The following is an 11528-nucleotide window of genomic DNA, read 5'->3' on the forward strand; positions in this document are numbered from 1 at the left end:
GAATGCATGGCCGACATCGCGTCGGAACAACTGGCCGACTTCGTCGGAATCCGCATCTTGAGCACTAGACCAAGTGCCGGGGTCGAATGGAATTGATCACCTCCACCGCAAGCATCCTTGCTGCCTTCGCGTCCGGTCGCACCCCCTCCCGGAATCCACGGGCAAGCCGTGACCACTTGCGTCAGGGTTCGGGAAATCGCGTCTCCGCCGAAGTCGTCTCTTCCGTCACGAACGATCCGAAGGACATCTCCGGCCAGGCCGCGGTGGCTGCGCCATGGAGACGTGCGGCGGCCTGATGGACCGCGTCCAAGGACATCTCAAGCGTTTCCGCCGCCCGCCGAGCCTCCTCGGGGCTGGCGAGATAGCCCAGGACGGCTGCGATTTTTCGGGGAACGTCGGAGCCATAGGCCCTTTCCGCCTTCTGCACGGCCTCGGGTGGGATCGAACCGTTCGACAGGATGAGATAACCGAGATCGATGGCATCACGATAGGCAACGGACCGATCCGCACAGCGGTCTGCATTGGCCAGCAGCTTTTCGGTGAACTGATCCGCGACCGCAAGGATGGGAACCCCGAGCGCGGGGTCGATTGCCCCTTCGAGCGTGACGCGCCCCTCGCGAACGACCTCGAACTTGATGGGCTGGCCACGAAGCGAGAAGCGTCCGCGGATGCCGTACTGGTCGGCGATGAACGGCCTGACCGTCTCAACATCCGGACCGAAGAACGCCTGGGCGCCCCGCTCGAGGGCGGCGATGCGAAGCTCGCGGTACCCATCGGGATCGGCGCAAAGGAAGTCGACGTCCAAGGAGAGGCGGTATTCGCCGTTCTGGAGCACGATTGCCGTTCCGCCGCCGAAGTAGCACCGCGCCCGCTCGAGAAACGGGGCATCCATCGACCGGAGCGCCTCAGCGATCACGTTATGCTGGGGGCGTACGAAAGCCACGGCAACCTCCTCGCTGGCTCCTGGAAAGAAGTCGATCAGGTGTGGGAAGGTGCCGGAGTTCAGGAGGCCAGCAGGTAGCCGTTCCCGAACTCCTCGGCGAGTTCATGGATGAGTTCGGCTTCCCGCAGCGTCAGGTGGTCCTTGTCGACGTGCCGCCAATTGCGCTCGTACAGGGCAAGCGCCTCCTCCCCCGGAATCGGACGTTCCGGGTTGCGGTTCCAGGCGAGCATCGCAAGCTCGGGGAACTCGGCAGGCACGACGGCCTTATGGGCGTTCCTGACTGGCATACGCGAAATATAGTCCCTGCTTATGGTCATGTCCACGGGTGCGCCGAAAACCTGACATTCGACGAACGCACCCCGGCAGCCGGAGTTCCTCGGCTCAGGGCACGTCATCCTCTTCTGCCGCTCAGCATGCCCGTTGGTCGGGCGACCCGCAATGCCCGGCCCACTGCGATCCGAACGCGGGGACCGTTCGCCTGTTGCATGTGACGGACGCAGAGGCAGGCTTGCAAAGGGCCCAACGTGTCTATATATCTCGACATATGGAAGCACATGACGTACTCCTCGCCCTTGCGGCTTTGGCCCAGTCCACGCGCCTCGACGTGTTCCGGCTGCTGGTGAAACATGAGCCGGAGGGTCTCCCGGCGGGCGACATCGCCCGGGAGCTGGCGGTCCCGCATAACACCATGTCCTCGCACCTCGGCATCCTCTCCCGGGCGGCTCTCGTCCGCTCCGAGCGCCGGAGCCGCTCGATCATCTACCGCGCCGACCTCGACCGCCTGCGCGAGGTCGTGACTTTCCTGCTCAAGGATTGCTGCGGTGGCCATCCCGGCGTGTGCGCTCCGCTGATCGATGCCCTCGCTCCCTGCTGTGCCCCGAAGGAGGCCCTCGATGGCTGACCGTCCCTACAACGTGCTGTTCCTGTGCACGGGTAACACTGCCCGTTCCATCCTGGCCGAGGGCATCCTCCGCAAGGACGGTGCCGGCCGCTTCAACGCATTCTCGGCCGGCAGCCAGCTGAAGGGCACCGTCAATCCATTCGCCCTGAAGGTTCTCGACAGCCTCGGCTATCCCACGGACGGGTTCCGCTCGAAGAGCTGGGACGAGTTCGCGAAGCCGGATGCGCCCGTGATGGACTTCATCTTCACCGTCTGCGACAGCGCCTCGGGCGAGGCCTGCCCGGTGTGGCCCGGCCATCCGGCTTCCGCCCACTGGGGCATCGAGGACCCCGCGGCAGTTCAGGGACCGGACATCGAGAAGGAACGCGCCTTCGTCCAGGCCGCCAAGTACCTCAAGAACCGGATCTCCGCCTTCCTGGCTCTGCCGATGGCAAGTCTCGACCAGGTTGCGCTGACCCATCACCTGCGGGAGATCGGCCGCCTCGAGGGCGCCACCTCCGAGGCCGTTCTCCCCTTCGACCGCCGCTCGGCCTGAGAGATCCCTCCCATGGATGTCGTCATCTACCACAACCCAGACTGCGGCACGTCCCGCAACACGCTGGCCATGACCCGCAATGCCGGCATCGAGCCGCACGTCATCGAGTATCTGAAGACGCCACCGACGCGGCTCCAGCTGCGCCAGCTCATCGACCGGATGGGTGTTCCGGTCCGCGCCATCATCCGCGAGAAGGGCACCCCCTACCATGAGTTCGGCCTCGATGATCCGGACCTGACCGACGACCAGCTTCTCGATGCGATGATGGCCCACCCGATCCTGATCAACCGCCCCATCGTGGTCACCCCCAAAGGCGTGCGCCTCTGCCGTCCATCCGAGGCGGTCCTCGACCTCCTGCCGCCGCAGATCGGCGAGTTCCGCAAGGAAGATGGCGGGATCGTCGTCGACGCCTCCGGACACCGCGCGGCCACCACCTGAAGGATTCTCGCATGTCCATCTTCGAACGCTACCTGACTCTCTGGGTCGCCCTGTGCATTGTCGCCGGCATTGCCCTTGGCCATCTCCTCCCCGGCTTTTTCCAGGCCGTGGGTGCGCTGGAGGTCGCCAAGGTCAACCTGCCCGTTGCGGCCCTGATCTGGCTCATGATCATCCCGATGCTGATCAAGATCGACTTCGCCTCGCTCGGGCGGGTGCACGAGCACTGGCGCGGCATCGGCGTGACCCTGTTCATCAACTGGGCCGTGAAGCCGTTCTCGATGGCGGCGCTCGGCTGGCTGTTCATTGGATACCTGTTCAAGCCCTACCTGCCCGCCGACCAGATCAACTCCTATATCGCCGGCCTGATCATCCTGGCGGCCGCGCCCTGCACGGCAATGGTGTTCGTGTGGAGCCATCTCACCAAGGGTGAGCCGCACTTTACCCTGTCGCAGGTGGCGCTCAACGACGTGATCATGGTGGTGGCCTTCGCACCCATCGTCGGCCTGCTGCTCGGGCTGTCCGCGATCACGGTGCCATGGGACACGCTCCTGCTCTCGGTGGTGCTCTACATCGTCATCCCCGTGGTGCTGGCCCAGTTCCTGCGCTCGCGCCTGTTAGCAAGCGGTGGCGAGGCGTCCCTGACTGGATTGCTCCGCGTCTTGCAGCCGCTGTCGCTGGTGTCCCTGCTCGCCACGCTCGTGTTGCTGTTCGGCTTCCAGGGCGAGCAGATTCTGGCGCAACCGCTCATCATCGCCATGCTGGCGGTGCCGATCCTGATCCAGGTCTACTTCAACTCGGGGCTGGCCTACCTGCTCAACCGGGTCGCCGGGGAGCAGCACTGCGTTGCCGGCCCCTCCGCCCTGATCGGCGCATCCAACTTCTTCGAGCTGGCGGTGGCAGCGGCCATCAGCCTGTTCGGCTTCAACTCCGGAGCGGCGCTGGCGACCGTCGTCGGCGTGCTGATCGAGGTGCCCGTGATGCTGTCCGTCGTCTGGATCGTGAACCGCAGCCAGGGCTGGTACGAGCGCGGTGCCGTGCGTCACAGGCTGCCTGCGGCTGGCCCCAAGCGGGGAGTCCAGCCCGGTGAGTGATCTTCCCAACATCGACTTCTCGGTCCTCGACGTACCCGACCACGGCAGGCTGGAGCCGGCGAAGCTGTCCACGCACCCTCCCCGCATCCTCCTGCTCTACGGTTCCCTGCGGGAGCGCTCGTACAGCCGTTTCCTCACCCTCGAGGCGGAGCGCCTGCTCCGGCACTTTGCCGCCGAGACCCGCGTGTTCGACCCGCATGGGTTGCCGCTGCCGGACGCGACTGCCAGCGACCATCCCAAGGTGCAGGAACTGCGGGAGCTGTCGCTCTGGTCCGAGGGACAGGTCTGGTGCAGCCCGGAGCGGCACGGGGCGATGAGTGCGGTGATGAAGGCGCAGATCGACTGGATCCCGCTCGCGACGGGTTCGGTGCGGCCGACGCAGGGGCGCACGCTGGCTTTGATGCAGGTCTGCGGCGGCTCCCAATCCTTCAACGCCGTCAACCAACTGCGGGTGCTCGGGCGCTGGATGCGGATGGTGACGATCCCGAACCAGTCCTCGGTAGCCAAGGCGTTCCAGGAATTCGACGAGGCCGGGCGGATGAAGCCCTCCTCCTACTACGACAGGGTCGTGGACGTGATTGAAGAATTGGTGAAGTTCACGCTCCTGACCCGCGACCGCTCCGACTATCTCACCGACCGCTACAGCGAGCGCAAGGAGATAGCCGAGAAGGAAGCCAAGCGCCTCGCGGCAGAAGCCATGAGCCACTAGGTCAAGGCCGCCGAGTAGCCGGCCGCTGCTTCCGGGCGATGGATCTACAGCATGTAGCCGATGTCGGATGCCCCGGTCGGGTATGCGAACATCGTCATCTTCAGGTCCTCGGCGGTGAGCCCGTGACGGATTGCAAGGCCGAAGAGGTTGATGACCTCGTCGACGTGAGGCCCCACGAGATGGGCTCCAATGATGAGGTCCGTCTCGTCATCGACCAGCACCTTGAAGCCGTAGACTCTCTCGGCGACCCGCCGCGCCGTGTACCAGTTCGGCACGAGTTGGCTCTGCATGCGGAACTTCAGGCCCTTCTCGCGTGCCTCCCGCTCGCTCAATCCGACGCTGGTGATCGGCGGGATCGTGAACGCAACGCTCGGAACACCGCGGTAGTCCGGCCGATGCCGGTTGCCGTCGAGGAGGTTGCGCACGACGACCTTTGCATCGTGGCTGGACACAGGGGTGAGCGGCGGCCCCATTCGGGCGGCATCGCCGGCGGCATAGACGGCCGGATTGGAGATGCTCTGGAGGAATTCGTTGAGCTTTAGGTGCCCGTTCCCATCGCGTTCGACGCTCGCCGCCTGAAGGTCGAGAGAGTCGAGATCCGGAATGCGCCCGGCGGCATGAACCACCAGGTCGGCCTCGACCGTCACGGGCTGGCCCCCGTCCGCCCGCGCCCGGACCAGGAAGCCTCGGTCGGTCTTCTCCACGCCCTCGACCAAGGTCCGGGTGCGCACGTCGATGCCGATCTCCCGGAACTTCTCCATCAGCCAACCAACGAGGTCGGCGTCGAAGTGGGGCAGCATGTGTCCGCCACGCTGGAGGATCGTGACCTTCGCGCCGGCGCGGGCGGCAATGTGCGAGAACTCGGCGGCGATGTATCCGCCGCCGACCAGGACGATGCGCTCCGGCAGCTCCTCCAGTTCGAGGAATTCCGCGTTGGTAATGAGGAACTCCTCGCCCGGGAAGCCGAGCGGCGCCGGCCGCGCTCCGGCGGCAATCAGGATGTGCTGCGCTTCGAGCCGGTCCCCGCCATCCAGCTCGATCGCGTTCGGGCCGACGAAGCGGGCCTGGGCGTGGTACGCATCGATGCCGTGGTCGGCATAACGCCGTTCCTGCTTTCCCGGGACCGGGCCGGTGAAGGTCCGCTTGAAGGCGATGAGGTCGCGCCAAAGAATTTGGGCATCCTCGGCCACCACCCCGCGTCCGGTCATGCGCCGCACGTCGTCGATCACCTGCGCGCCCGTCACCAGCATCTTCTTGGGGTCGCAGCCGCGCAGCGCGCAGGTGCCGCCGAACGGGCGGTAGTCGGCCACCGCGACCTTCCGGCCGGCGGAGGCCATCCGGTGGCTGGCCACCATCGCGGCGGTTCCCGATCCGATGACAACGAGGTCGTAGTTCTTGGTCATGGGGCTCTCCCGGTCGCGTGTGACGGTTGCATGGCTTTGCGCCGACCCGGCGCCAGCCCGAGATTCCTCAAGAATGCGGAGGGAGCTGCGGGTTCGCCCGGCGGAGAACTGGCCCCTCCGGTCCGTTCACGACCATGCGGTAGAAGCAGCTTGTCCGTCCGGTGTGGCAACAGCCGCCATCGCCGTCGACCCGGACCTTGAGCCAAACGGTGTCCTGGTCGCAGTCGACCCGCAGCTCCTGGACATGCTGGATCTGGCCGCTGGTCGCGCCCTTGTGCCAGAGCTCCCGGCGGGACCGGCTCCAGTACCAGGCCTCGCCGGTCGCGATGGTCCGCGCCAGCGCCTCCGCGTTCATCCACGCCAGCATCAGGACCTCCCCCGTCACCACGTCCGTAGCGACTGCCGGGACAAGGCCATCCCCGTTGAACGCCACCGCCAGGACGGAGCCCTCCTCAACGTCTCGCTTCGACATCCTGCCTCCTGATCCCGACTTTCACCACAACCCGGTCGGGAAACTGCAAGGCACGGGATTCCGTCGTGCAACATGGGCTGCCCGGCAATTCGCGCGAGGTACCCGGAGAGGCGGCGGAAGCAGCCTTTCTCTGGTGCATCCGCCAGGACACCAGCAGAGCCGTGGTTGCGGCAAAGCTGACAACGCCCAGGCTAACGGATCCGCTGAGCCACCCAAGCAGGCCTCCGACCGAGCCGACAACCGCAGCCGGCCCGAGGCAGCACATGGCGTAGAGGGGAAGCACGACGACGAAGGTGACAAGCATCGCGACCAGTTTGTCATTCACGGCAGATCCTCCGACCCGTCGTCTTGCCTTGCGGCGGCGAGGACAGGCCCAAAGATCGCGCGGCCGACCTCCAGGGCCTCGTTCATGTTCAGGCGGGCTCCCGTGCGCGGGCCTGCCTGGCTGCCGAGCCAGCGTTGCAGGTGCCCGTCGGAGCAGAAGAACGCGATGGCCGGACAGCACGATGAGGCCGCGTTGTCGGTGTACGCAAAGTCGTACCAGACGACCGCCTCGGGATGGGACACGCTCCGCAGCGCCTGGCCTACATCGGCGGTCGTGACGCGGATCGTCTCGCCGCAGGAACGGCATTGCGACTCGACGGTGACATCGGTGCCGTACATCGCGGCGACTCCGAGGGCGTCGATGGCGCACAGGGCATTCAGGACATGGCCGTCGAGCTCGACCCGATGCCCGGTCGCCCGCTCCGTAAAGGGATAGGCCAGCCAGATGGTCTCCGCCCCGGCGTCGAGGCCGACGAGATCCCGCAGTTGCAGCTTGCGCAGGAGCGCGCCGACGCGGCCTCCGTCGATCCCCGTCGCGACGGGGATTTCGTCGACGTTTGGAGGCCGCCCCTTGGCCGCGTAGAGCCGCAGGACGGTCCGCCAGACGATGTCCTCGCTCGCTTCGAGCGCGTGCGACCACTTGTCGAGCAGGCCCGAACGGGCCGTCACGCGTCCGGCGAGGGCCTGTAGGACAGCCGGCGTCGTCGCGGCCGACCAGTCCGGGCGCAACACGCCCGGCCTGATCTCCGCTGCACGCTCCCGTGCGGGGTTCACGGTGATGGTCATGGCTCAATCCTCCATGGAGCTGGCCGGCGCTATCCTGCGCAGCAGGACAGCTTCTTGACGTCCTTGTCGAAGGTCTGGGCGGCGAGCTTGAGCCCTTCGACGGTGGTCAGGTACGGGAAGATCGCCTCCGCGAGATCATCAATCGTGAGCCCGCCGCGGATCGTCATGGCCGCCGTCTGGATGCTGTCCGCACCTTCGGGCGCCAGGATGTGGGCCCCGAGCAGCTTGCGGGTGCCCCGGTCCGCCACAAGCTTGATCAAGCCCCGCGTGTCGCGGGCGGCCAGCGCCCGGGGCACGTTGTCGAGCGACAGTACCGAGGTCCGCACGTCATGGCCGGCGGCGCGGGCCTGCGCCTCGGTCAGGCCCACGCTCCCGACCTGCGGGTCGGTGAAGACCACCGCGGGCATCGCCGAGTTGTCGTAGCGTAGGCTGTTGCCATTGAGCGCGTTCTTGGCCGCGAGCTTCGCGCCGTAGGCCGCCATGTAGACGAACTGGTCTTTACCCGTGACATCACCGGCCGCGTAGACGCCGGCCTTGCTGGTGCGCATGCGGTCGTCGACGAGAATGGCCCCCGTAGGGGTCTGGGCAACGCCCGCCTCTGCCAGTCCGAGGCCTTCGGTATTGGGCGCGCGTCCGGTCGCGACCAGGATGCGCTCGGCGGTGATCGTCTGCGGACGTCCGTCCCTGACGACGATGAGCGCGACCCCGTCCTCCGTCCTGCGAACTGAGTCGTAGGTCAGGCCGCCCATGACCGTTATGCCCTCGTTTGCCAGGTAGCCGGCAAGGGCCGTCCCGATCTCGGGCTCGGCCTCGGGCAGAAGGCGGCTGCGGAAGACCAGCGTTACTTCCACTCCGGCACGGGCGAAGGTCTGCGCGAGCTCGGCTCCGATATAGCCGCCGCCGACCACGATCATCGAGCGGGGCAGCTCGGTCAGGGACAGCGCCGCCGTGCTGTCGAGCGCGGACACGTCGGCCATGCCCGGGATGGCCGGCAGGGCCGGCCGCGTCCCGGTCGCGATGATGATGCGGTCGGAGACGAGGCGCTTGCCGCCGGCCTCGACGCCGCCCTCGATGAGCCGGGCCTGGCCCTTATGGTAGGCGACGTTGTTGTAGGCCGGCAGGAGGTCGGCGTACTTGGCCTGGCGCAGACTCGCGACGAGGTCGTCCTTCTGGGCGACCAGGGCTTGCCAGTCGGCGACCCGCGCGGTTCCGTCGATCCCGGCAAAGCGCGAGGCCGCCTTGGCGTGGTGCACCGCCTCCGTGGCCCGCATCATGGCCTTGGAGGGCACGCAGCCGACGTTGACGCAGGTGCCTCCCATCGTGCCGTGGCCGACGAGGGCGACCTGCGCTCCCTGCTCGGCAGCCGTGATGGCGGCGGAAAACCCGGCCGACCCGGCCCCAACCACCACCAGATCGTAGTGGTCGTTGCCGTTCTTCGCGCCTGTGGCGCAGCAGTCACTCATGATCTCAACTTTCGTGTGTTTCGGTCGGGACGTGGTTCACGAAGAGCCTTTCACGGTCGAGGGAAAACCGGCATTGGTCGTTGCCTGGGTCAGCGCCTCGGGCGTGACCTTTTCATCGTCAAAGGTGACGGTCGCCGTCGCCATGCCGTCAGCTTCAACGACTGTGACCTGGCTGACGCCCGGAACGCGGGAGAGCGCCTTCTTCACAATCGGGGCGCAGCTCACGCAGCTCACGTTCTCAACCTCAAGCGTGACGGTCCGTGGCGCGGCTATGGCTCCACCCGCGAGCATCAGGGCGGAGGCGGTCAGGGCGATACGAAACAGGGTCTTCATCTCAGGTCTCCTCACAGGTTGATCAACAGCGGGGCGGTGTAGGGGAAGGTGACGGCCGCCAGGACGAGCACGGCAGCCGTCCAGAGGCCGATTTTCGCGATGCGGCTCGATCCCGGCCGCGCACAGGAGCTTCCCGGCGCACAGGCAGCCTTGGGCTGACGATAGATCCGCCAGAAGCCAAACGTCAGGAAGGCCACCGCCACGGCCACGAAGGCAGGCTGGTAGGGCGCCAGCGCGGTCAGGTTGCCAATCCATGCTCCACCCACCCCGAAACCGAACAGCGCGAGTGGCAGGACGCAGCAGGACGAGGCGCCGAGCGCGGCCAGAAGGCCTCCCACCGCCAGCAGACCTTGGCTGTCACGGGGAGCGCTCTCGCTCGCTGGCCGGCTCTCCAGGTCACGTGCCTCTGCACGGGTCAATGAACGCATCAAACAATCTCCTTTACGTCGATGGAGCCACCGTGCATCCTGTAGTGACTACAGGAGCAAGAGGATTTTTGATGGAGGCGATCACGCATTCGCGAGGTGACACGTTCCCCATCGGCGAGCTGTCACGGCTCACAGGGGTGAACATCGAGACCATCCGCTACTACGAGAGGATCGGGATGCTGCCCGCGCCACCCCGAAGTGAGGGGGGCCGAAGGGTCTATGATCACCACCATACACGTGTACTGGCCTTCATCCGACGCGGCCGCGAGCTCGGGTTCACGCTGGACGAGATCAAGGCGCTTCTGGCGCTGGGCGGGCCGGAGCGGGCCCCGTGCGGCGACGTTCGTGAGATTGCCGCAAGACACTTGGACGATATCCGCGCGAAGATCGCCGACCTCAGGAAACTTGAGCGGCTGCTCGGGCAGACCATTGACCGGTGCGAGGGCGGCACCGCCCCCGAGTGCCCGGTGCTCGACATCCTCTCGCCCGAGCCGAGGCGCCGTGCATAATTCCTCGCCTTTCTCCCTTGTGGCGGCGGGCCTCTACGATGCCGCCATTACTTCTGGCGAGCGGCGTCCGCCCGGCTGCGTTCGTCCTGGTAGCGGCGAGCCCGCTCCGGCCATGTGCTCCGGATGTAGGCAAGCACCGCCTCGATCTCCTGGTCGGCCAGCGTGCCCTCGAACGCCGGCATGTCGCTTTCGTGCCCTGGCACAACCGCTCCCATGCCCTTCTTGGTGATCAGGAAGAGCTCGCGGTCGCTGTGATGCCAGGTGTGCCCGTTCTCGTCGTGGGGAGGTGCCGGCAGGCGGCCGTTCACCTTCGGTGTCTGCCAGTCCGGCTGGCCTTCGAGCTTCAGGTGTGTTTCGGCGTGCAATGTTGACCCTCTGAGACGGGGGATCGGCGTCCAAATTTGACCCCTGCGGCTGTCATGCGAGCACACTGCCTGTCCTGGATCAGGATAGGTGGCAGGGGATGAAGGGCGTGGACACGATTGCACGGATCCGGCGCGAGTTCTTCGTGCGCGGCAAGACGATCAAGCAGATCGCCCGCGAGCTCCACATCGCGCGCAACACCGTCCGCAAGGTGCTGCGCTCGGGAGCCACCGAGTTCCGCTACGAGCGCGAACGCCAGCCTCTGCCGCGGATCGGCCCCTGGAGGGAGGACTTGGATCGACTGCTGGCGCTTAACGACGCCAAGCCCGCTCGGGAACGTCTGACCCTGATCCGATTGTTCGAGGAGCTGCGGGGTCTTGGCTACGAGGGCGGCTATGACGCCGTACGCCGCTATGCCAGGAGCTGGCGTCGGGAGCAGTCCACCTCTGCGACCGCCGTCTTCGTGCCCCTGAGCTTTGCGCCGGGCGAAGCCTATCAGTTCGACTGGAGCCATGAGGTCATCCTGCTCAACGGCATGCCGGTGACCGTCAAAGTCGCCCATGTCCGGCTCTGCCACTCGCGCATGATGTTCGTGCGAGCCTATCCGCGTGAGAGCCAGGAGATGGTGTTCGACGCTCATGATCGCGCCTTCGCGTTCTTCAAGGGCACCTGCCGGCGCGGCATCTACGACAACATGAAGACGGCGGTGGACGCCATCTTTGCGGGCAAGGAGCGTGCCTATAACCGTCGCTTCCTCCAGATGTGCGGGCATTACCTGGTCGAGCCGGTCGCCTGCACGCCAGCCTCCGGCTGGGAGAAGGGTCAGGTGG

Annotated in this window: 17 protein-coding genes; 7 read left to right on the forward strand and 10 right to left on the reverse strand. The window is 66.3% G+C overall.

Translation table 11 applies throughout. From position 1 onward, the window contains the following. Positions 1 to 181: 181 nt before the first annotated feature. Together OC446_RS26795 and OC446_RS26800 are read right to left on the reverse strand one after the other, a co-directional pair. Positions 182 to 943 carry a nucleotidyl transferase AbiEii/AbiGii toxin family protein gene (locus tag OC446_RS26795; protein ID WP_161725223.1) on the reverse strand — a complete coding sequence of 254 codons (762 nt, stop codon included), beginning with the start codon at positions 941 to 943 and terminating at the stop codon, positions 182 to 184. A 59-nt stretch (positions 944 to 1002) separates the two neighbouring features. Next, positions 1003 to 1230 carry a hypothetical protein gene (locus tag OC446_RS26800; RefSeq protein WP_161725221.1) on the reverse strand — a complete coding sequence of 76 codons (228 nt, stop codon included), beginning with the start codon at positions 1228 to 1230 and terminating at the stop codon, positions 1003 to 1005. 257 nt (positions 1231 to 1487) lie between these two features. Here OC446_RS26800 and OC446_RS26805 point away from each other — a divergent pair, with 257 nt between their 5' ends. The 5 genes from OC446_RS26805 to arsH are packed head-to-tail and all read left to right on the forward strand — an operon-like array spanning position 1488 to position 4617. Next, positions 1488 to 1844 (forward strand): ArsR/SmtB family transcription factor, encoded by a 357-nt coding sequence (locus OC446_RS26805; protein ID WP_161725219.1) that lies wholly within the window; start codon positions 1488 to 1490, stop codon positions 1842 to 1844. Next, positions 1837 to 2379: an arsenate reductase ArsC gene (locus OC446_RS26810; protein WP_161725218.1), complete on the forward strand. Its 543-nt coding sequence runs from the start codon at positions 1837 to 1839 to the stop codon at positions 2377 to 2379. Before OC446_RS26805 ends, OC446_RS26810 begins: the two co-directional genes overlap by 8 nt. Before the next feature lie 12 nt (positions 2380 to 2391). Further along, positions 2392 to 2817 (forward strand): arsenate reductase (glutaredoxin), encoded by a 426-nt coding sequence (gene arsC / locus OC446_RS26815; RefSeq protein WP_161725217.1) that lies wholly within the window; start codon positions 2392 to 2394, stop codon positions 2815 to 2817. Between the two features lie 11 nt (positions 2818 to 2828). Further along, positions 2829 to 3908 carry an ACR3 family arsenite efflux transporter gene (gene arsB, locus OC446_RS26820; protein WP_161725215.1) on the forward strand — a complete coding sequence of 360 codons (1080 nt, stop codon included), beginning with the start codon at positions 2829 to 2831 and terminating at the stop codon, positions 3906 to 3908. Continuing rightward, the gene (gene arsH, locus OC446_RS26825) at positions 3901 to 4617 is read left to right on the forward strand and encodes an arsenical resistance protein ArsH (RefSeq protein ID WP_161725213.1); all 717 of its coding nucleotides are present in this window, start codon (positions 3901 to 3903) and stop codon (positions 4615 to 4617) included. Before arsB ends, arsH begins: the two co-directional genes overlap by 8 nt. A gap of 44 nt (positions 4618 to 4661) precedes the next feature. Here arsH and OC446_RS26830 read toward each other — a convergent pair whose 3' ends face one another. The 7 genes from OC446_RS26830 to OC446_RS26860 all read right to left on the reverse strand — a co-directional run bounded on the left by OC446_RS26830 (position 4662) and on the right by OC446_RS26860 (position 9826). After that, positions 4662 to 6020 (reverse strand): dihydrolipoyl dehydrogenase family protein, encoded by a 1359-nt coding sequence (locus OC446_RS26830; RefSeq protein WP_262032031.1) that lies wholly within the window; start codon positions 6018 to 6020, stop codon positions 4662 to 4664. A gap of 67 nt (positions 6021 to 6087) precedes the next feature. Beyond that, on the reverse strand, positions 6088 to 6492 hold the full coding sequence (gene hisI / locus OC446_RS26835) for a phosphoribosyl-AMP cyclohydrolase (RefSeq protein WP_161725211.1): 405 nt from the start codon (positions 6490 to 6492) through the stop codon (positions 6088 to 6090). Further along, positions 6473 to 6817 carry a hypothetical protein gene (locus OC446_RS26840; protein WP_161725209.1) on the reverse strand — a complete coding sequence of 115 codons (345 nt, stop codon included), beginning with the start codon at positions 6815 to 6817 and terminating at the stop codon, positions 6473 to 6475. Before OC446_RS26840 ends, hisI begins: the two co-directional genes overlap by 20 nt. Further along, the gene (locus OC446_RS26845; RefSeq protein WP_262032032.1) at positions 6814 to 7602 is read right to left on the reverse strand and encodes an alkylmercury lyase family protein; all 789 of its coding nucleotides are present in this window, start codon (positions 7600 to 7602) and stop codon (positions 6814 to 6816) included. The genes OC446_RS26840 and OC446_RS26845 overlap by 4 nt, the downstream gene beginning before the upstream one ends. Before the next feature lie 29 nt (positions 7603 to 7631). Next, entirely contained in the window at positions 7632 to 9065 is a 1434-nt protein-coding gene (merA, locus tag OC446_RS26850; RefSeq protein ID WP_315986550.1) for a mercury(II) reductase, read from the reverse strand. A gap of 36 nt (positions 9066 to 9101) precedes the next feature. Beyond that, positions 9102 to 9398: a cation transporter gene (locus OC446_RS26855; RefSeq protein ID WP_161725205.1), complete on the reverse strand. Its 297-nt coding sequence runs from the start codon at positions 9396 to 9398 to the stop codon at positions 9102 to 9104. An 11-nt stretch (positions 9399 to 9409) separates the two neighbouring features. Then, the gene (locus tag OC446_RS26860; protein ID WP_262032033.1) at positions 9410 to 9826 is read right to left on the reverse strand and encodes a mercuric transporter MerT family protein; all 417 of its coding nucleotides are present in this window, start codon (positions 9824 to 9826) and stop codon (positions 9410 to 9412) included. Between the two features lie 71 nt (positions 9827 to 9897). Between OC446_RS26860 and OC446_RS26865 the strand changes: the two genes are divergently transcribed. After that, a complete protein-coding gene (locus OC446_RS26865) occupies positions 9898 to 10335 on the forward strand; it encodes a MerR family transcriptional regulator (RefSeq protein ID WP_161725203.1) in 438 nt (145 codons plus the stop codon). 47 nt (positions 10336 to 10382) lie between these two features. On the opposite strand, the gene OC446_RS26870 is transcribed toward OC446_RS26865, so the two are convergent. After that, positions 10383 to 10700, reverse strand: coding sequence for a c-type cytochrome (locus OC446_RS26870; RefSeq protein ID WP_262032034.1), 318 nt, complete (start codon positions 10698 to 10700; stop codon positions 10383 to 10385). A gap of 98 nt (positions 10701 to 10798) precedes the next feature. Here OC446_RS26870 and istA point away from each other — a divergent pair. Further along, on the forward strand, positions 10799 to 11528 hold a 730-nt coding region (gene istA / locus OC446_RS26875; protein ID WP_262032035.1), incomplete at its 3' end, for an IS21 family transposase.

The sequence above is a fragment of the Microvirga sp. Mcv34 genome (assembly GCF_024519725.1).
Classification (GTDB): domain Bacteria; phylum Pseudomonadota; class Alphaproteobacteria; order Rhizobiales; family Beijerinckiaceae; genus Microvirga.